18 protein-coding genes are annotated in these 19,555 nt (G+C 44.0%); 13 read left to right on the top strand and 5 right to left on the bottom strand.

From position 1 onward, the window contains the following. Position 1 precedes the first annotated feature (1 nt). The 5 genes from E7L17_RS12365 to E7L17_RS12345 all read right to left on the bottom strand — a co-directional run bounded on the left by E7L17_RS12365 (position 2) and on the right by E7L17_RS12345 (position 3,633). A complete protein-coding gene (locus tag E7L17_RS12365) occupies positions 2–1,582 on the bottom strand; it encodes a recombinase family protein (protein WP_316323450.1) in 1,581 nt (526 codons plus the stop codon). 92 nt (positions 1,583–1,674) lie between these two features. Next, the gene (locus E7L17_RS12360) at positions 1,675–1,833 is read right to left on the bottom strand and encodes a hypothetical protein (RefSeq protein ID WP_316323449.1); all 159 of its coding nucleotides are present in this window, start codon (positions 1,831–1,833) and stop codon (positions 1,675–1,677) included. Next, on the bottom strand, positions 1,830–2,216 hold the full coding sequence (locus E7L17_RS12355; RefSeq protein ID WP_207715825.1) for a type II toxin-antitoxin system PemK/MazF family toxin: 387 nt from the start codon (positions 2,214–2,216) through the stop codon (positions 1,830–1,832). Before E7L17_RS12355 ends, E7L17_RS12360 begins: the two co-directional genes overlap by 4 nt. Before the next feature lie 651 nt (positions 2,217–2,867). Beyond that, complete coding sequence (locus E7L17_RS12350; protein ID WP_316323448.1) at positions 2,868–3,320, bottom strand: sigma-70 family RNA polymerase sigma factor; 453 nt, start codon at positions 3,318–3,320, stop codon at positions 2,868–2,870. 154 nt (positions 3,321–3,474) lie between these two features. Continuing rightward, positions 3,475–3,633: a hypothetical protein gene (locus tag E7L17_RS12345; RefSeq protein WP_170313502.1), complete on the bottom strand. Its 159-nt coding sequence runs from the start codon at positions 3,631–3,633 to the stop codon at positions 3,475–3,477. 297 nt (positions 3,634–3,930) lie between these two features. Between E7L17_RS12345 and E7L17_RS12340 the strand changes: the two genes are divergently transcribed. The 13 genes from E7L17_RS12340 to E7L17_RS12280 all read left to right on the top strand — a co-directional run bounded on the left by E7L17_RS12340 (position 3,931) and on the right by E7L17_RS12280 (position 19,509). Further along, positions 3,931–4,143 carry a helix-turn-helix domain-containing protein gene (locus E7L17_RS12340; RefSeq protein WP_117418225.1) on the top strand — a complete coding sequence of 71 codons (213 nt, stop codon included), beginning with the start codon at positions 3,931–3,933 and terminating at the stop codon, positions 4,141–4,143. Between the two features lie 32 nt (positions 4,144–4,175). Continuing rightward, positions 4,176–5,612, top strand: a complete 1,437-nt coding sequence (locus tag E7L17_RS12335) for an ABC-three component system protein (protein WP_316323447.1) — start codon at positions 4,176–4,178, stop codon at positions 5,610–5,612. Then, positions 5,590–5,832 (top strand): ABC-three component system middle component 7, encoded by a 243-nt coding sequence (locus tag E7L17_RS12330; RefSeq protein ID WP_316323446.1) that lies wholly within the window; start codon positions 5,590–5,592, stop codon positions 5,830–5,832. Before E7L17_RS12335 ends, E7L17_RS12330 begins: the two co-directional genes overlap by 23 nt. After that, positions 5,807–7,510 carry a DUF2326 domain-containing protein gene (locus tag E7L17_RS12325; RefSeq protein ID WP_316323445.1) on the top strand — a complete coding sequence of 568 codons (1,704 nt, stop codon included), beginning with the start codon at positions 5,807–5,809 and terminating at the stop codon, positions 7,508–7,510. Before E7L17_RS12330 ends, E7L17_RS12325 begins: the two co-directional genes overlap by 26 nt. A gap of 14 nt (positions 7,511–7,524) precedes the next feature. Next, positions 7,525–9,966, top strand: coding sequence for a site-specific DNA-methyltransferase (locus E7L17_RS12320; RefSeq protein WP_316323444.1), 2,442 nt, complete (start codon positions 7,525–7,527; stop codon positions 9,964–9,966). Further along, the gene (locus E7L17_RS12315; RefSeq protein WP_316323443.1) at positions 9,963–12,482 is read left to right on the top strand and encodes a DEAD/DEAH box helicase family protein; all 2,520 of its coding nucleotides are present in this window, start codon (positions 9,963–9,965) and stop codon (positions 12,480–12,482) included. The genes E7L17_RS12320 and E7L17_RS12315 overlap by 4 nt, the downstream gene beginning before the upstream one ends. A 22-nt stretch (positions 12,483–12,504) precedes the next feature. Beyond that, complete coding sequence (locus E7L17_RS12310) at positions 12,505–13,116, top strand: hypothetical protein (protein ID WP_316323442.1); 612 nt, start codon at positions 12,505–12,507, stop codon at positions 13,114–13,116. Between the two features lie 33 nt (positions 13,117–13,149). After that, the gene (locus E7L17_RS12305) at positions 13,150–14,922 is read left to right on the top strand and encodes a DUF262 domain-containing protein (RefSeq protein WP_316323441.1); all 1,773 of its coding nucleotides are present in this window, start codon (positions 13,150–13,152) and stop codon (positions 14,920–14,922) included. Between the two features lie 27 nt (positions 14,923–14,949). Then, positions 14,950–15,633 carry a hypothetical protein gene (locus E7L17_RS12300; protein WP_316323440.1) on the top strand — a complete coding sequence of 228 codons (684 nt, stop codon included), beginning with the start codon at positions 14,950–14,952 and terminating at the stop codon, positions 15,631–15,633. Positions 15,634–15,719: 86 nt separating this feature from the next. Further along, entirely contained in the window at positions 15,720–16,112 is a 393-nt protein-coding gene (locus E7L17_RS12295; RefSeq protein WP_316323439.1) for a hypothetical protein, read from the top strand. A gap of 18 nt (positions 16,113–16,130) precedes the next feature. Then, positions 16,131–17,315, top strand: coding sequence for a hypothetical protein (locus tag E7L17_RS12290; RefSeq protein WP_316323438.1), 1,185 nt, complete (start codon positions 16,131–16,133; stop codon positions 17,313–17,315). A gap of 72 nt (positions 17,316–17,387) precedes the next feature. Beyond that, positions 17,388–18,425, top strand: coding sequence for a macro domain-containing protein (locus tag E7L17_RS12285; protein ID WP_316323437.1), 1,038 nt, complete (start codon positions 17,388–17,390; stop codon positions 18,423–18,425). Between the two features lie 4 nt (positions 18,426–18,429). Beyond that, positions 18,430–19,509, top strand: a complete 1,080-nt coding sequence (locus E7L17_RS12280; protein WP_316323436.1) for an EcsC family protein — start codon at positions 18,430–18,432, stop codon at positions 19,507–19,509. Positions 19,510–19,555 lie beyond the last annotated feature (46 nt).

Here is a 19,555-nt window from a genome sequence, read left to right as displayed (position 1 = left end):
ATTACCGCACCGTCCTTTCCATGGTTTCTTTCAGCATCAGACCGTTGTAAAGGCTTATACTCATCGCCGTTTCCGAAGAGATGGTGATGCTCTCCACCAGCGTTTCAAACACTTCCTCCGTGAGTTCCTCCAGATATTCGGGGCTGTCCTCCAGATAATCCAGCATGGCTTGGGTGGCTTTGATTTGGCTGTCCTCACCGTTGGCCTCCATGATGCGGCGGCGTTGACGGCGCAGCTCCCGGAGCTTAAAGTCAATTTCGCCGGTTTGGGATAAATAAAGAGCAGAATCTACGTATCCCTTCGACTTGAGTCGAACAAGAACGAGATTCTGCTCGGTGAGCTGGGCGATTTCTTTGTCGATATCATTGATTCTGCGGTTGGAGCGAAGCTCCTTTTCCCGAAGCTCGGTCAGCTGAGATAAGACCGGGGACAGGATTTGCGCGCGATGCCGTTTCAGCTTGTGGTACATGCGGAGGATTGCCGTGACAATCTGTTCCTCCGGTATCTGTGAGGTGGGGCAAAGGTCTTTGTCACGGTCATGCCTCCGGCAAGTCCAGTAGATCTTTTCATTGACGATTTTTCTGCGGAACAGGGTTCCGCAGCCTTCACAGCGGATTTTCTTTGCCAGCAGTGCGGAGGAAACCGTTCCGTTTGTCTGCCTCCGTCGGCTTTCCATCAGCGCCTGCACCCGCTGAAAGTCCTCCTTGGAAATAATCGCCTCATGGCAGTTCTCTACAAAGTATTTCGGTTTCTCACCCTTGTTGCGCACCTGCCGGAACGGGATTTCGTTGGTGGCAAAGCTCTTTTGCCAGATCATATCTCCGGTGTAGGCGATGTTGGTGAGGATGTACGCCACTGTACTTGGGTGCCAGACGGTTCGCCCTTTGGTGCGGGGGACGCCTGCTTTGTTCAGCTCGTCTGCGATGTCATCCTTTCCCTGACCGCTGAGATAAGCGGCATAAATTCGGCGCACCACCTCGGCCTGTTCAGGAATAATCATTAGGGTGCGCCCCTCCAGCCTGTAGCCGTAAGGCTCGGACGGCGATAGGTAATCGCCCTTTTCCATACGGATGCGGACGCTGATCCGCATATTGTTTGAGTGGTTCTGTGACTCCATCTGTGAAAAAGCGCCGTAGATGGTGGCAATCTGCTCCGACGTCATTTTGCCGGTGTCGATGTTCTCCTTTTCAAAGTGGATGGAGATGCCCAGCCGTAAAAGCTCCCGCACATACTGGATATATTCCTTGGTATTTCTCGCGAAGCGGGAGATGGATTTGACGAGGACGCGGTCGATCTTTCCGTCCCGGCAATCCTGAATCATGCGGTTGAATTCATCCCGCTTGCTTGCCACAAGGCCGGAGATACCCTCATCGGCATAAATGTCCGCCAGCTCCCAGCTCTCCTGTGCGGCGATATGCCGGATGTAATAATCCACCTGTGCGATGTAGGAATTCTGCTGATCCTCCGAATCGCTGCTCACACGGGCATATGCCGCCACACGGAGCTTTGCCGTTTCCGGCTTTCGCGCCTGTATCAATGTGATTTTAGGCGCTTCCGCCGATGTTGAATTGGATTGATACATCTTTTTTCCCTCCTTTCAACGACATACACTACCACACCTCCCGGCATATAGCTACTGAATCGTTGATAATATTCAGAAAACAATTCCGCGACTCAGCATAGTGCGATAATGGTGGGTCGCAGCCTGCGTTCCAAGTCTTTTTTAATCTTTTCAATTTCCTGATCCGTCATGCCCTTGACGGCTGCAAGCCGTGTGAGCTGCTGCAGGGCGGCAGCGTACATCAGATTATCGGATACCTGTGCGTTTGTCATGGCGTTTCCCTCCCTGATAAAATAGGCGCCGGAGCCAGCCCGACGCTGATTGCCAGTGCCTCGTCAATTTTTTGCATTTCCTGTTCATCCAGCCTGCCGACATATTCCCGAAGCCTGCTGCGGTCGATGGTGCGTATCTGCTCCAGAAGCACAAAGGACTCCTTCAGGCGGCCGCAGGCATGACCGATGCTTGCATGGGTGGGGAGCGGCTTTTTCGGCTTCGCGGTAATGGCGGCGGCAATCACGGTGGGACTGTAGCGGTTTCCAACATTGTTTTGCAATATGACAAGGGGCCGAACGCCGCCCTGTTCCGAGCCAACCGTTGGATTTAAATCTGCGTAGTAGATGTCACCTCGTAAAATGGTATTATGGAACTGTTTCAAATACACACCTCTTTCCTATGCCCATATTCTTAATGGCACAAAAATAGAGACCGCCCTGTATGATCTGCTTTGCTGTGAGAGTCTTTGCAGGCAGGGCGATCTCCATTGCTTCTAACATTAAGATTTTTCTCGCTGTGCTTAATTCAACACTATTCCCCAAGCACGCAGAGCTCTGGTGTATACGAGCTCAAAAGGCGACGGCCTGAACTGCGGCTGGCTTCACCGCATCATAGGAATCTCACCTCCACCGGGATCTCCGCTGGCTGCCCTCATTGCGTGGTCCCCCTGTCAAGGGGGGGCTGTGACTGGACAGAAGTATCAATATAGGCTGACGGGGTCATTGCGAAACAAGCTGCCACAGCCTGCTTTTCGGACGGATGGGTACCGCTTTGCACCTTATTTGGCCGTCTTTGATAGGCTGGAAAATGAGAAGCCATGAACAGAATAAAAGTAATATGGTTGCTTTCATGTTCTCATCGCCGTCCTACAGGTGGTCTTGGCGCATCCTCCGTGGTCGCTTTCCCTTTTTTGGGGCCGTCAGCTAACGTATTCAGGTCGTCGGATATGAAATTTTCAAAGAGCAGTGAGGGTGAATAGAAAAACCCCCTCACTACTAAGCCGATTTCGTGAGGGGGTCTACAAAAAATATTTTTACTTTTCTATCATTTTTTTGAGCTTCAGCCGAATCTGTCGTTCACGGTAGCTGATAGTTTGTTGCTTGATACCGGTTTCCCGCTCCAATTCCGACTGAGATTTTCCTTGAAAGTACAGGGCAAAGATTAAAGCCTGTTCCTCCTTAGAAAGCTGTGCGAGGCACCTGTGGAGCTTTTCCGTTATGAGCTTGTCCATGACCACATCCTCCACACGGGGAGAGACAAGGTCCGGAATACCATCCTCACCTGTAGTTTCCGCCGTATCCATCGCACTGTAATAAAAGACGCCGTTTGCCGTATCCCTTTCCTCCAGATAGGTTTCACGACGCTTCATGCGGTGATAGGTAAAATAGATTTCTTCGCTGACCGGCACAAGCTGGTCTTGCACCTTGATTTGGTATTTTTTCTTGCTCTCCCTCTGACGCTGAGTATCTCTTTTGATGCTTTTCATAAAATCTGCTCCTTTGAATTTCAAATTTTTGAAATCCGCCGGAACCGTCGAATCCGCATAAACGAAACAAGACGGCAGGAGAACCTCCTTTGCAGGAAGTTCCGCACTGCCGTCTTGCGTTCTGGCGGATTTCATTTTTGTTACTGAGGTACGGTTATGCTACAGGTTTTACACGATCATGCGTTATGTTCAATGTGCCATCGGTATTTACGGTGATACGAGTAACGCAATCTTTTATTTGAATTTCAAACAGACGTTGATCACTGCTCATATCGCCGATGCGTTTTTTATTCAGGTTTCTTACTTCGGTCATAGAAATACTTCCCTCCCCTCGACTGATTTTTGAGTGTTCAGGCATATAAAGCAAAAGCTGTTATCGCCTTACGCAATAACAGCATACTAATTTATGGGACAAGCTTGGAGGTGTGGGAATAGCTTTCCAGTAGCGTGTGAGTAGCGAATTTTTAATATTGTACCAAGTTCATGCATGAAGTCTAAATATGCAAAGCCAATATCAGCGTTAATCAAGTTAACCTTGATATCAGTCTCAAAACGTGATAAAATATTCCAAATAGGCTATTTGAGGGCAAAGCTCTTTGGAGGAGATATTATGGCGTTCAGCTACAATAAGCTATGGAAAATACTGATAGATAGAAAAATGATGAAAAAAGATTTGATGGCTATGACGGGCTTAACTACAACTACTATGGCAAAGTTAGGCAAAGAACTGCCGGTCAGCATGGACGTTTTGGCGCGCATATGTAAGGCTCTCAGATGTAATATTGGAGATATCGTCGATTATATTGATGAAGAAAATAAATAGGATACAGTTCAGTTTGAATGGAGGGTTTCGGCATGAGGTTATGTTTTGGCTCATATTTAGCGATTCTTGTTCCGTGCAAGGCAGTTAATATTGATAATAAGCAGTTGTGCGAAGCACTTCTTCATTCTGTTGCCCCCAATTATGAGTTTACATTTTCAGGGCAGGAAAATGCAGATCGTGTCAGAGAAGATGCCACATCAAAATTATTGCGGTGTGAACAAAATCTCTCAAAAGATATTACTGGGCCAGCCCGCAGCGCCGTTCCACAAGAAGTAGCCAGCTACTTTAAGAACAATGTCATCAAACTGTTGGACAGTAATTTATCCAAGCAGATAATCCTGACACTTAAAGACATGATTGGTAATGATCTTCCTGAAAAAGATGGGAAGAAAATACATGGTATTTACGATGATACGAAAGTCGAGCTGGTCAATGGCATAACCAAAAAAGAATTGGCATCACAAACCGAATTCTGTTTTCATTCGTTTTTGGCCGGAGTCTTTTTATATGTTGTCACAAACACTACGAACCGAAGCGGTAAAAAGACGATTCGATCTGTTACACAAGAGTATGTTCTTTCCTTCACATCTCGGATTGAAGAAATAACGCTCCTTGAGGATAATGTGTCAGATCGGGTCCGCACTTATGATCATAGAAACGGAAAGACCGATACAGAATTCGCCGAAGGTGTCGCAGAGTATGTTATAGACAAAATCAAGCAACTACCTCAGCCATCAAAGCAGGACGATTCCCTGCTTGTTACTCTGCTGTCAGAAGCTAATGGAAAGTGTTTATATTGCGGTGGTTATCTTGGAATTCCCAAGCGAGGGAAGATTCCGGTTAAAAACTGTGAAATTGTCTATTTGAAGCAGTCACCAGATGAAGCGGACAGCTATGAAAATGCGGTAGCATTATGTACAAACGAATGTGCTCCTCTTGTTCCGGTGATGTCATCTGATGAAATAGCAGAGTTGCTTGAAAAAAAACACCGTTGTGCGGATATTCAGGCATTTCTTGACAGAATATCCGGTATTAAGTTTCAGGATGAAATAGAGACTGTTCTGCGCGAAGTTCATAAGACAAAGAATGCGCAAGGACTGGAACCAACAGATATCAAGGATTTGGTTGAGATTGAGCGTAAGATTCACGAACCTTTCCTGAAGGACAAGATTAATGCGAGTATGGCTCGCTTATATAAAACTGTAAAAAACACTTGCTCCCGTCTTGAACAGGAAATCGGATTTGACACGAATATGTTTGGGGAGTTAATGAAATCCGCTTATAAGCTGCTCGAGAGTGGAATACAGAAAAAATCAGATATTATCGATCCACAGGAATACATAGCGGATCTCTTAGTTGAAAAACTATTTTCACAAGTTGGACAGAGACATAGAGATGCCTGTGAGATCATTGTTGGATATTTAGTGAAAAGGTGTGATTTGTTCAATGAAAATACCAAGCAAAGTTAATTCCTTCTCCGATAGCGTCATTGCTCTTTTCGCGCCTATCTTGGAGAAATTAGAGGAGCGGGATATGACCCCGCATGAACTGCTCGAAGCGACACGGACAAAAGTATCAGAAATAAGCATATTTCTTGATGCCCTTGATTGTTTGTATAAACTTGGGCAAATAGAAATACCTGACGGGACGGAGGTATTCCACTATGTTAAAGCGGATAACATGCGATAAGTTTAAAACTCAGCCGGAAGATTTCCGACCTGGGCTTAACGTCATCCTTGGCAGTTCGGATGGCAGCAACGCTATTGGCAAGTCCACTTTTCTGCTGATACTGGATTTTGTATTTGGAGGGGATAACTACCCGAAATCCGCAAAGGATGTGATCACTTATATTGATCACCACACGATAAACTTTATCTTTGAATTTGATGATTTTCCCTACTTTTTTTCTCGAAGCACAAGCCGCCCGTCCGTGGTGAATCGCTGCGACAGCCAGTTCCATGTCATTGAGGAAATGAGTGTGCCGAACTATCGCAAATGGCTGTTCCATGAGTATAGAATACTCCTGAGGGGTATTACTTTCGATGAAATTGTAGAAAGATTCTTCCGTATTTACGGCCATGGAAGTCATAACGAACACAAGCCTCTGCAAAGCGAGCGCGAATCAATGGCAACGGCTGTAGAGTACCTTATGAAATTATTGGATAAGTTTGAAGCCATCCAGAATCTGAAAACCGCCGAAGAAAGCTATGGCATCAAGCCAAGCAAACAAGCGGAACGTTCCATATCGGATATCACGGCTGATATTGGCGAGAATAAGGATAAAATAGAAAGTCTGGAAAAGCGCAGGGAGAGGCTGTGCAGACAAAATGAAGAGGCCAACCTGCGCGCTTTGGGTATTGATCCACAGCAAGCGGAGCGGCTTGCTGAAATTAAGAGTGAGTTAGGTAAACTGAGCCGCCGGAAGAGTCGTTTGATATCCCAGCTTAATGCAGTCCGCAACAATATGCCTGGTAATGACGGAGCGCTAAAAAAAGACTTTTCGGCGCTGCTCCATTTTTTTCCTAATGCTAAAATTGATGCTTTTACTGATGTTGAAGCTTTCCATGCTAAGATCAACGGTTTTCTTCGTGCTGACATTGAGGAAGAAATTGCACGGCTGACGCCGCAAATTGAATACATAGATGCCGATATTGTAAACTATGAGAAGCAAATCGAGGGTTCAGGAGTCGCCAAATCGCTCTCGCAATCCATTCTTACTCAGTACGCCCGTGTGTCACGGGAAATAGAAAAACTGGTTGAAGAGAATGAAGCACTGCAAGGCGAAATGGAGCAAATGGAAAAGCGCAAGGAGATAGAACATCTGCTGGCGAATCTCCGCAAGCGGCAGGAAGAAGCTCTCGCCGCTGCTCAGGATGAAGTGAACGCTGAAATGCAGCGAATTAATGATATTATTACCGGCGGTGACAGAACTGCACCAGAATTGACGCTAAAACCGGACAAGACCTTTGAGTTTGAAACCCCCGATGATAAGAGTGAAGGAACAGCGTTTAAGAGTCTTGTGGTATACGATCTGAGTATGCTCGCTTTAACTCCGCTCCCTGTTCTGATTCATGATTCAAGCATCGTTAAGCGTATAGAGGATGCCGATTTTGAACAGATACTTGGTTTGTATCAGAAAAGCGGTGAAAGCGGCAAGCAAGTGTTCATCGCATTTGATAAGGCAGATACTTATACACCCAATACATACAAAATCGTTGATAAGGCGTCAGTTCTCCGCCTGTCCGTGGGGAATGAATTGTTTGGCAAGTCTTGGAGCCGGCAAAATGCTGTGCCAGAGACGGAGCCCATTTCCAGATCAGATGCCGAAGATAAAGCAAAAACAGAACAGCGAAACGATGAAGATTAAGGAGATAAAAGCACATGGCACGTATTGGAAACCTACTGAGGCAAATCTCCGACCCGACACTGCGAGAGCAGTTGACAACCGAAGTAGATAGTCTCAAAAAAAATAAGAAGTTTGGGCTGGTGTTTGAGGAACACGAGCCGGAGTATACGCCGCTTTACGGTGTCGCCTTTAGGTGCGGGTCTTTCGTCGCCAGAAAGACTGGAAAGCTTACAGGTGTTTATATCGTGAAAAAGATGGACGGTGAGACCGCCATCTGTGAACACAAGAACTCGCACGAAATTGAAACCATCCCGATTGCGGAACTGGTATCCGTGGCACAATTCGGCGAGCCGATTTTCCCGTCGCTTGAGCCGATTGCGAAAGTGGAAAATGCGCCGAATGACAGTCTCTGGCACACGATTATTGAAGCGGATAACTACCATGCTCTTCAGCTTTTGGAGTACCTTTACGAGGGACAAGTGGATTGCATATACATAGACCCGCCCTATAACACAGGGGCAAGGGACTGGAAATATAACAATGACTATGTGGACTCCGCCGATGCATGGCGGCATAGCAAATGGCTTTCGATGATGAAAAAGCGTTTACGATTGGCGAAGCGTATTCTTAATCCAAATACAGGCGTTCTTATTGTTACAATTGACGAACATGAGGTTCATCATTTACGGACGATGCTTGAGGATATCTTTCCAGAATTTTTTGTTCAAATGATAACCGCAGTCACGAATCCCAAAGGTGTAACTCAAGGCCGTTTTTCCCGTGTAGAGGAGTATGCTATCTTTTGCTTTGCTAAGAATGCATTTGTTGCAGACAGCAAAGATAATTTGCTTAATATACCTAATCCTAATCGAAAGCCTCGATGGAAAGGACTTCTTCGTTCCGGAACAGACGCATTGAGAACTGATAGAGAGAGTATGTTCTATCCTGTTTTAATCGATGCTGAAAAACAGATGATTATTCGTGCTGGGAATTATTTACCTATTTCCCAGAATCCTGTACTTGGAGATAAGATCGATGGATATGATGTTGCATGGCCTATCAGACGCGATGGGTCATATGGTCGGTGGAGCGTGGGTAGTGAAACACTGAATGATTTGATTAAAAAGGGATATGTGGCATGTGGGAAATTTGACATGCAAAGAGCGACATGGGGTATTTCTTACATCAGCCAACCTAATCAGCTTCAAATTGAGCGCGGTGGTATAAGAATTGTTGCTCGAAATCCAATTACAGGTGTTGTGGAAATTGAATATGTAAACGATGATACAAGAGTGATAAAAACCGTATGGCATCGTACCACTCACGATGCGGGTGCATATGGTTCTGACATGGTATCAGCGATAATTGGACAATCACGAGCGTTTTCATTCCCGAAGTCTCTTTATTCTACAAAGGATGCCATTTCTGCAGTTATGAAAAACAAGCCTACCGCTCTTATTGTTGACTTTTTCGCCGGTAGTGGAACGACTCTTCATGCTGTTAATCTGCTGAACGCTGAGGACAATGGAAAACGGCGCTGCATCCTTGTCACCAACAACGAGGTTTCCGAAGCCGAAGCCCAACTATTGACTGAACGGGGATACCAGCCGGGTGATCCAGAATGGGAAAAGCACGGCATTTGCCGTTCGGTGACTTGGCCGCGCACGGAGTACAGCATCCTTGGCAAACGGGCTGATGGTACGGTGCTTTCAGGCGAATATTTTACAAACCAAACAACGACAAAAGAAGTCAATCGCTCGTTCTATCAGCTTGGCTTTGTTGAAAATCCTGCATCACTTACCCCTGCTGCGAAAAAGCAGATTGTTGCTCTCATCGGTAAGGATAAGCTGCCGCAGTCTCTCGTGAAAGCAGACAGCCGTTTCATTGTATCAGAAAAGCATACAGCGTCCGTGTTGTTTGACCCTGATGCTGCTGATGAATGGCTCAATGTCCTTGAAGATCAGGAGCATATAACCGATTTCTATATCGTGGCAAAAGACAGCCGAACATATAATAACATCAGACAAAAGGTCGTGGACCTTCTCGGTACGGTCACGGTAACCGAACCTCTGAAGCGCCCGATGAGCGAAGGTTTCGCCGCTAATGTAGAATACTTCAAGCTTGGCTTTCTTGACAAAAACAGCGTGTCGCTCGGTCAGCAATTCGCCGAGATTCTTCCCTTGCTATGGCTGAAAGCTGGAGCGATTGGCAAGCGCCCCGAGCTGGACAGTGCGGAACTGCCGAATATGTTGATTTTGCCGCAGAACTCTTTTGCAGTTCTCCTTGATGAAGACTGCTACGGTAAATTTGCCGAGGCTTTGCTGGAAACGAAAAATATTGGTACGGTATATTTTGTTACAAACTCTGAGGAAGCGTTCAGAGAGATGTCGGATGGTATTGGGATCGAGCAAACTTATCAGCTATACCGCGACTATATTGATAATTTCGTAATCGGGAGCAGGAGGAATAATCTATGAGAGCAACGTTATTTCCGTTTCAAGAATCGGCACTTGCCGACTTGCACGAGAAGATAAAAAAAGCACATGCCTATTGGAGTGAAAAAGATCCTCAGGTCATTTCGTTTACTGCTCCCACAGGTGCCGGTAAGACAATTATTATGACCGCTTTATTTGAAGATATTATCTTCGGCCATGCCTATGGAGTAGCGGAGCCGGATTCTGTTTTCGTTTGGCTTTCGGATATGCCGGAACTCAATGAGCAGACACGTTTGAAAATTGAAAGCAAATCAGAAAAATTTCGCACAAGGGACATTCGGGTAATTGACTCGACTTTTGATGCAGAGTATTTTGCCCCCGGCGGCATCTATTTTCTGAATACACAAAAGCTCGGTTCGGACAAGCTGCTCACGCAGAAATCCAATTTGCGCGAATATACGATTTGGGAAACAATTGCAAATACTGCGGAGCGTCAGCCCAAGTCCTTTTATGTTGTAATCGATGAAGCGCATAGAGGAACATTTACATCCCCACAGGCCGAAAATAAAGCACAGTCTATCATGCAGAAATTTATTAAAGGAAGTAAAGAAGATGGTCTCCCTGTTATGCCTCTTATTATGGGAGTGACCGCTACGCCTCAACGGTTTCAAAAGCTTGTGGCCGATACGACATCTACTATACAAAAAGTTGTCGTTCCTCCTGAAGATGTGCGAGAATCCGGTCTTTTGAAAGACAGAGTTATTATTCACTTCCCCGACATTGCAATCGGTGCCGATATGACGATGTTTAAGGAAGCCGTTGCCAATTGGAAAAAGAAATGTGAACGATGGCAGTCTTATTGTGACCACGAGGAAATTAAGAAACCCGTCCGCCCTGTTCTTGTCATTCAGGTTGAGGATGGAAATGAACGGGAAATCACTCAAACAGATTTGGATTCCTGTATCTCCATACTTGAAGATGCGATCGGGCGCAGACTTCAAGCTGGAGAAGTTGTTCATACGTTTGATAAACACGAGACCATTAAAAGGCATGGGCTGGATATACGCAGGGTGGATGCTTCCCGCATTGAAGAAGATGAAAAGGCTATCGTTGTGTTCTTTAAAATGAATCTTTCCACTGGCTGGGACTGCCCTCGTGCCGAAACAATGATGTCGTTCCGACACGCAAATGATTATACTTATATCGCTCAATTGCTCGGACGTATGATACGTACCCCGCTTGCCCGTCGTGTGGAGTCTGATGCCGAACTGAACAATGTAGGTCTATTTCTTCCTTTTTTTGATGAAAAAACAGTCAAAATGGTGGAGCAGGCATTGCGCGACAGTGAGGCAATTGTTCCTGCTGAAACCGGATCGCATAAGGAGCTCATCACCCTGAAACGTGATCCTGCATTTGCCGATGTATTTAGCGATATGAATTTAATAACCTATCGCATAGATTCCGCGAGGAAACAACCCGCACTCCGCAGACTGATTGCGCTTGCCCGTGCGCTAACGCAGGACATGATTGCCCCTGAAGCTCGAAAAAGCACACTGAAAAAGGTGCTTGATGAGTTTGAATCGGAAATAGCCGAATTGAAGAAAAGCGGCAAATTTGAAGAGATCTCTAAAGCTGTTACCGGCTTGGCGTTGCGAACGCTTACCATAGATTACGGCAGCGGCGCAGAAGGGACGACAGACAACATATCAGAAATTGTGGAGCTCTCAGAATTTGATATCAACAATCTCTTTGAACGGGCGGGAAAAGTGCTCGGCGAGGGTTTGCACAAGGAATATTGGGTCCGTCACGCTGTCCGTGATTTTAAGGATGTAAAAACAGAAATTATTGTGTTGACAAACGACAATGCAGCCATGGAGCGTCTTGAATCGTTTGCAGACAAGCTGTTCAACGAATTATATGACATGCATAAAACAGCATTCCGAAAATTGAAAGAGGATCGTAGAGATGCTTATAAAAAGCTGGCTCTATCATCAACGACCCCAATTGCTCTTGACTGGGAACTGCCCCCAACCATTGATTTTTTGATTGGCGAAGATGCTGTAATTCTGGAAAAACACCTCTACATCCCTTTTGATGGTGGTGAATTCAAGGTAAGCCTGAATGACTGGGAGCTTGGTGTTATCAGGGAAGAAATGAAGGATGAAAAGGGTGCTGTAGCATGGCTCCGCAACCTTGACCGTAAAAGGTGGTCATTGGAAGTTCCATACGAAGTGGACGGAGTGGTAACTTCGATGTTCCCTGACCTGATTGTTGTTCGAGCTGATGCACATGGATATGTTTTTGATGTACTTGAACCGCATGACTCAAGCCGTAAGGATAATTATCCGAAAGCCGTTGGATTGGCCAAATTTGCAGAGAAGCACGGAGAGCATTTCGGACGTATTCAATTGATCCGCAAGGTAAAAGGCGCGGACAAGCGAGATCACTTCTATCGCTTGGATATGGGAAAACTGAGCGTCAGAAATAGGGTTCGCGGTGTGACATCTAATGCCGAACTCGATAGAATCTTTAATGAGGATGCACAAACAGAGGAATAGGCTTCAAGAAGGAGGAAACATCGTGGCTAATTGTGAATATCAATATCCGGCGCTGGCCGTGGAAAAAAAGCATGGTGACGAGTGTTTCCTTAACGGCTGCTGCTCCGCTCATCTTGTAGACTTTTGGAGATGGGCATACTCCGACCTGATGGGAAATACGGAGCGTGGCAAACTCGCCGAGTACATTGTTTCTCTGGCAATGCACTGTGCCAATGGTGTTAGCGAAGGCTGGAGAGCTTTTGACGTGTTGACACCCGAAGGTATAAAAATCGAAGTGAAAACCTCAGCCTATTTGCAGAGTTGGGCGCAAAAGAGGATCTCCAATATTCGTTTTGGCATCCGTGAAACTCTGGCTTGGGATTCGGTTACGAATACTTATGCGGAAATTGCTATACGCCAAGCGAACGTTTATGTGTTTTGCGTTCAAAACTGCAAAGAACAGAAGTTGGTAAACCCGCTTGACTTAGCACAGTGGGATTTTTATCCCATTGCTACAGAAGCTCTGAACGCTGCCGTTAGCAATCAAAAATCAATAGGATTAAATACGTTATTGGCTCTTGGTGTCAAAAAGTGTTCTTTTATCGAGTTGCGTGACACAGTAATTTCATTGGCCAAGATGCCGATTGACAGATAATAACAGACTAATAAAAAGATTTGGAGGTACTTTATGGCTTTTCAAACTGCACTAACAATCAAGGAAACAGTTGCCAATATACATAGCAAAAAATATTTGCTGCCGTCTATTCAACGTGAGTTTGTCTGGGATGTAGACCAAATAACCCAGCTGTTTGACAGCCTGATGCTTGGCTATCCCATTGGTTCCTTTCTGTTTTGGGAGGTTAGCCCTGCTAACGTGAAGGAGTTTGTTTTTTATGAATTTCTTCGGAATTATCACGAACAGGAAAAGGATGGCCGGCACAATCCGAAAGCAAGTATTATCGGCAACGAGACCGTCACTGCTATTCTTGATGGCCAGCAACGCTTGACATCGCTGTATTTAGGATTAATGGGGACATACGCCTATAAAAAACCATATATGCGGTATGATAATCCGAAAGCCTACCCGATAAGAAAGCTTTATCTGAACTTATTGAAAAAATCGGATGACGATGACTGGTTTTATGATTTTGCATTTCTTACTTCTGATGAGTGCAAAAATGACGATAGCCACTACTGGTTTTTCGTTGGGGATATACTGGGTTTTGATAAACTGTCCGATGCGATGAAGTACCTCCAAAAAGTCAACAGCTATCTTGTTAAAATCGGACAAGGCTCATATGATGAGGAGAAAGCAGAATTTGCCACCGAAACACTTAGTAAACTGTGGCAAGCAATTCACGCCGATGGAACGATCAGCTATTATCTTGAAAAGAGCGATAAACTGGACAAAGTCCTCAACATATTTATTCGTGTAAACAGCGGAGGAACACCACTCAGTTACTCCGACCTTCTCCTTTCCATTGCTTCTGCACAATGGGATGATCTGGATGCCCGTGAGGAAATTCATAGTGCAGTTGACGAAATAAACGCAATTGGCAGAGGATTCAATGTCAATAAAGATTTTATACTCAAAGCCTGCTTAGTCCTGTGTGATTTCCCTGACATAGCATTCAAAATTGATAACTTCAATCACACTAATATGATGAAGATACAGTCGGAATGGTCAAATATTATGGCTGCCCTGCGAGAAGCGGTAACCCTTGCCGCCAGACTGGGTTTTAACAGAGATAACCTGACATCAAATAACCTGTTCATACCTATCGCCTATTATATTAAACACATAGGCTTGCCTTCAAATTTTGCGGCATCACCCAAAAATGCTGAGAACGTTAGGGCAATCAAAAAATGGCTTGTAAGCGCCATGCTGAAGCGTGTGTTCAGTTCCCAGCCTGATGGTGTCCTGCGCCCTATTCGGGAGATAATCGCTAAAAGCGATGGTTCGATCTTTCCGCTTGAACAAATTATTGAGCGGTTTAAGGGAACAAACAGAACACATGAATTTACGGATGCTGACATTGAAAATCTGCTGTATCTCAAATATGGACAAGGTGATACGCTGACAGTGATGTCGGTTCTCTACCCTTGGGCAGACTTGCACAATTTGTTTCATATGGATCACATTTTCCCAAAAGCAGAGTTCACAGAGCGCAAGCTTCGCAAGATGGGAGTTCCTTCGGATAGAATTTCAGATTTCTTGGAGAACTTCAATTACATAGGCAACCTTCAATTACTTGAGGGGCTGGACAATACATCAAAAACCAATAAAGATTTTAAGAAGTGGTTTGAGGATAACCTGCCTACAGAAGAGGCAAAGACTGCCTATCGGCAGAAACATCTGATACCCGCTGGCGTTGATCTTGCGTTTACAAACTTCCCGGAATTTTTAGAAGCCCGTGAAGCTTTAATAATTGATAGATTAAAAAAGGAACTGCAAGGATAGCGTGTGAGAAAAGAACTTGAGGGATGGATGATGGAACTGAAAATTGAAGAGCTGTGGTCTTCTACCCGCCAAGACGACTGGCTGATTGCCGAGAATTGTTATTGGAATCAGGTTTCTGATGCGAATAGAAATCTGGAAAAATCGCTTGAGATGTTAAATCCAGATGACATAAAACATATGAATGTTGAGACATTTTATCTTTTTCTCCACGACACTTACTTTGTCTGGAAATATACTGCCAAAAATCGGCTTGCCACCACCCGCGCACAGTTAAAAAGGCATTTGACTGACATCACCACACTGGCTGAGATTCAGAACGAGTTGTTTTCTTTTGATAAGGCACAAATTCGTACTGGACTTGAGATCGCAAGCAGGATTCGAGGTTTGGGCATCGCCGGAGCGTCAGGATTACTTTCAGTTTTATTCCCTGATTATTTTGGGACTGTTGATCAATTTGTAGTGAAGTCCTTGCTGCGCATTAATGAGTTAAATGAACTTGAAAATCTTGTTCGGATGCGCCCAGAGGCGTTGACGCTTGCAGATGGCGTAATGCTTGAACAGGTGTTGCGTGCAAAGGCAGACGAATTGAATCGAATATTTCAGACTGGCACATGGACGCCAAGGAAAATTGATAAAATCCTTTGGGCCTATCGTGAAAAGAATGAAAATTCGCCTTCTTTGAATAAAAAGTTAAAATTTGAAATTACATAACGAAAATCGGATTTAAGTTTGCTTTTTCTGGAAAGAGGAGTATTAAAAAAATGTTACAAAACAAAGAAAAGGAGCACTAATTAATTATGAAAACCGTTTCTAATTTAAATGAATTAATCACGAACATCCAAACTTTAGATAGATACCTCAATGCTCAAGTTGATCCGGAATATGATTTTGCCCTTAACTTAATCAAAAACGGAACTTGCTTTGTTGCGATGGAAGATTCCAGCGTTTATAGATTTTATCCCAGTAGATTCATTGGTTACGCTGACAATTCAATGGACGCTCATTTGAACAACGTGGAAAAAGACGGGAAAGAGACTAATCCGGCTATATCAAGAATTTTGGGTGCCAAACCTTCGGTCAATTCTATCTTAAATAAGGAATATGCAAGATACTGCGAAACATTGGGCTTTGAGCCACGTGATAAAGGCGCATTTGGAAGCGAAAGAAAGTTCTGGTTAATAGAGAAATGATTAACAGGAGCAAATACAATGTACGACTTAGATAAAATACTTGATGAAGTACGCACAAAGTACTATGCATCAAAAGCTTTACCGCGCCCTAATATCTTATGGTCTGATGAACACTGGACAGCCATCAATGGCAAATACGATTTATATAATAATCAGATTACTATTAGCCGGGCATTAAATAGTAATGACATTTCTTATGAAGCTTTGGCATCCGTCGTTTATCACGAAAGCTTGCACCAGGATTTTGCAGACCATGACCGCAAATTTATGCTGAGGGCCAATAGATTTCCTAATTACAAGACATATTCAAAAGAACTGGATGAATATCTTAGCGATTACTCACTTAACTTGAAATATGACAAAATAACAGCTGATTATTCAAAAGGTAAAAACGAGGTGGTTTTTGTTATCATTCCTTATCTGGAAGATTTTCAAAATGCCTTTACTTTTTATGATGGGAACATTTATATTGACACAGAAGCAGAAATTTCAAATGTTTCAAAAAGCAACTTGACAATCTTTCTGGTAGACAACGGAGAAAAATACCATATTGTTGCTTGGGCGGAAAATGCAGAGTTTTTTAAGTTTCAAAAGCAGATACTTCATGGAGATTTCGGAGGGCTTGACTTTTCTTATAGGATTTGGACTTTGAGGGATCATGTAAAAATTCTTTTTGATACAACATGTACCTATGCGATTTGTAAAAAAGCATTTCCTGCTTCTTTAGAGACTGATAAGTTTATCATATATGATATTACATCAGATGTAATACAAGAAGATTTAAAATATGTAAACTCATATTGCGAAGGCTTTTATGAGTTAGGCATGGCTCCTTTCGCAACAGAGAAAGCCGCACCATATCTGCAGCTTGCATATAAGGAGTTGTATGCAATAGCTGTCAATGAGGTTGGGTTCCGGGGAGTATGGGCGGCAAATGCACTATGCAAAATGAATTTGAATTATGATACGCTTTTTAATAGAGCTGATGCTCTGAGGGATAGCGGACTTATTACATTGGCTTATCATGAAATGAAAAAGGCGTATTCTTTGGCAAGTAAAAATTCTAACTGTGTCGTAGAATTAATTAAATTATGTGCTATGGTATCAGATTTCTCTCTCGGCAATCAGTTGATTAAAGAACTCTCTGGTTCGATTGCAGTAGATGAATATCTTTCCAATAGTATTGCCCATCTTCAAAAGTAAAGGCATTGTATAATTCAGCGACGTTAAAAAAGTAGATAAATAATGGTTCATAACAAGAGAGGAGGTGTGTTAATGCCGTTTACTATTGTCCGTCAAGATATAACAAAGCTGAAAGTTGACGCCATCGTCAACGCAGCTAACACCGAATTGCAAATGGGCGGCGGGGTCTGCGGAGCAATATTTAAAGCAGCGGGAACAACGCAGCTCCAATCTGCCTGCGATAAACTCGCACCGATAAAGATTGGTGATGCCGTTATCACGCCGGGGTTTGATCTTTCGGCGAAGTTTGTCATTCATGCGGCGGGTCCGATTTACCGACATTGGAATGAGGCAAAGAATGAGAAAGATCTTCGTGCCGCATACACAAATTCACTGAAACGCGCCGTTGAAAATAATTGTGAAAGCATAGCATTTCCGTTAATTTCAAGCGGCATATATGGCTATCCAAAGGATAAAGCACTAAAAGTAGCTACCTCGGCTATTCAGGACTTTCTATCTGGCCATGACATTGATGTGGCTCTTGTGGTATTTGATAAATCGGCGTTTAACATAAGCCGCGAACTGCTTGGTGAGGTGGACAGCTATATTGACGAGTACTACGCCGATGCGCATCCGCGCCAAACTCAACGGCGGGAACTGCTTGATGTGGAATTGGAAGCCTTAGAGGAAGCCGATAAAAGCGCAAGTAAGTACAACGGACCTTTTCTAAAAGATCTGCTTGCTCCGTCCGTTGGTGCCCCTGCTCCACTCGACGATTTGGTCGGCAACCTTGATGAGCCGTTCTCGAAGACGTTGCTCCGCTTGATTGATGCCAAGGGTAAGACGGATGTGGAAGTCTATAAACGGGCAAATCTTGACCGCAAGCTATTCTCTAAAATTCGGAGCAACACAGGCTATATGCCCAGCAAGCGCACAGCAATTGCCCTTGCCGTGGCGCTGGAGTTATCCCTTGACGAAACCGATGATCTTTTGAAGCGTGCAGGATATGCACTTTCTCACGCCGTTAAGTTTGACGTGATTGTGGAGTATTTTATCACAAACGGCAAGTATGATGTTTTTGAGATAAACGAAGTGCTGTTCGAATACGACCAGCCGCTGCTGGGAGGCTGATTAAATGAAACAAAATCTTCCTATTCCTAAACCAATCATTGATACTAAAGAAGCAAACGCCCTCGATACACTGACGGAGCGTTATAATAAACTAATTGAGCCGAGCAAAGTATCAAAAAAATTGAAAGAGGTCGGCTCGAAAGTTGAAGAAATTATCCCCAGCAAAGTTAAATCTTTAGGGAGCGGCGTATCCTCAGCTATATCAGAACAGGAAATATACCGACAGGCTCTTGAACTGATTGCTAAAGGATTTAAGTACGTTGAAGAGATGGCTGCTAAAACTTCAATTAGTGAACAGGCAATCATATCAAAAGTAAATAAAGCAACACCAGATATCTCTATTTCTGACTTTGAGGACATTTGCTTTGCACGCAGCTACAATATATCAAAACTGGTATCCTCATATAAAACTCAAGACTTTTTTATCGCTTTTGCAGAGGGCGGCGCAACAGGTTTTTTTGGTTTTGCAGGAATACCTTTCAACTTAGTCCTGAGTACATTTATTTACTTTAGAGCCGTACAATCGATAGCAATGTATTACGGCTACGATGTAAAGAATAGCGTTGAAGAATTAGTGATTGCAAGCGAAGTTTTTACAAAAGCATTAAGTCCGACTCAACAAGATGTAAATAACGAATTGACAGCTACAATCAGTAAAGTAATGCTAATGAGTCAAGCTTCTATGATTAAACAAACGGCCCAAAAGACTTGGTCTGATATGGCTTCAAAGGGCGGTATTCCTCTTTTGATGACACAAATGAGAGCCTTAGCATATAAATCCGCACAAACAGCACTCGATAAAGCGGGGCAAAAGGGGCTTGAAAATAGTCTGTTCAGAGAGGTGTTCGAACAAATTGGCAAAAAACTGACAAAAGAGGTTATAAAAAAAGGAGTTCCTTTTGTTTCGGCAATAATGGGGGCATTTATAGATGCGGCACAAATGAAAAAGGTATTAGACTACGCTGATGTGTTTTATCAGAAACGATTCATTTTAGAAAAAGAAAACCGCATCATGGAGATTAGCGGTGAAGACTGTATCATTATTGATACCGACATAATTGTAAACGAGAACAAAACCGATTAAAATTGTCGCTTTCGAAGTGACCACTCGCCTCGCTGGAGCTGTTATC

The sequence above is a fragment of the Clostridium sp. genome (assembly GCF_032576335.1).
In the GTDB taxonomy this organism is placed as follows: domain Bacteria; phylum Bacillota; class Clostridia; order Oscillospirales; family Acutalibacteraceae; genus Faecalispora.
This window is presented reverse-complemented; position numbering and strand designations above follow the sequence as displayed.

Excerpts from the sequence above, each read along its gene's own strand:
- E7L17_RS12365 (WP_316323450.1), bottom strand. The coding sequence starts at position 1,582 with ATGTATCAATCCAATTCAACATCGGCGGAAGCGCCTAAAATCACATTG.
- E7L17_RS12360 (WP_316323449.1), bottom strand. The coding sequence starts at position 1,833 with ATGACAAACGCACAGGTATCCGATAATCTGATGTACGCTGCCGCCCTG.
- E7L17_RS12350 (WP_316323448.1), bottom strand. The coding sequence starts at position 3,320 with ATGAAAAGCATCAAAAGAGATACTCAGCGTCAGAGGGAGAGCAAGAAA.
- E7L17_RS12345 (WP_170313502.1), bottom strand. The coding sequence starts at position 3,633 with ATGACCGAAGTAAGAAACCTGAATAAAAAACGCATCGGCGATATGAGC.
- E7L17_RS12340 (WP_117418225.1), top strand. The coding sequence starts at position 3,931 with ATGGCGTTCAGCTACAATAAGCTATGGAAAATACTGATAGATAGAAAA.
- E7L17_RS12335 (WP_316323447.1), top strand. The coding sequence starts at position 4,176 with ATGAGGTTATGTTTTGGCTCATATTTAGCGATTCTTGTTCCGTGCAAG.
- E7L17_RS12330 (WP_316323446.1), top strand. The coding sequence starts at position 5,590 with ATGAAAATACCAAGCAAAGTTAATTCCTTCTCCGATAGCGTCATTGCT.
- E7L17_RS12325 (WP_316323445.1), top strand. The coding sequence starts at position 5,807 with ATGTTAAAGCGGATAACATGCGATAAGTTTAAAACTCAGCCGGAAGAT.
- E7L17_RS12320 (WP_316323444.1), top strand. The coding sequence starts at position 7,525 with ATGGCACGTATTGGAAACCTACTGAGGCAAATCTCCGACCCGACACTG.
- E7L17_RS12315 (WP_316323443.1), top strand. The coding sequence starts at position 9,963 with ATGAGAGCAACGTTATTTCCGTTTCAAGAATCGGCACTTGCCGACTTG.
- E7L17_RS12305 (WP_316323441.1), top strand. The coding sequence starts at position 13,150 with ATGGCTTTTCAAACTGCACTAACAATCAAGGAAACAGTTGCCAATATA.
- E7L17_RS12300 (WP_316323440.1), top strand. The coding sequence starts at position 14,950 with ATGATGGAACTGAAAATTGAAGAGCTGTGGTCTTCTACCCGCCAAGAC.
- E7L17_RS12295 (WP_316323439.1), top strand. The coding sequence starts at position 15,720 with ATGAAAACCGTTTCTAATTTAAATGAATTAATCACGAACATCCAAACT.
- E7L17_RS12290 (WP_316323438.1), top strand. The coding sequence starts at position 16,131 with ATGTACGACTTAGATAAAATACTTGATGAAGTACGCACAAAGTACTAT.
- E7L17_RS12285 (WP_316323437.1), top strand. The coding sequence starts at position 17,388 with ATGCCGTTTACTATTGTCCGTCAAGATATAACAAAGCTGAAAGTTGAC.
- E7L17_RS12280 (WP_316323436.1), top strand. The coding sequence starts at position 18,430 with ATGAAACAAAATCTTCCTATTCCTAAACCAATCATTGATACTAAAGAA.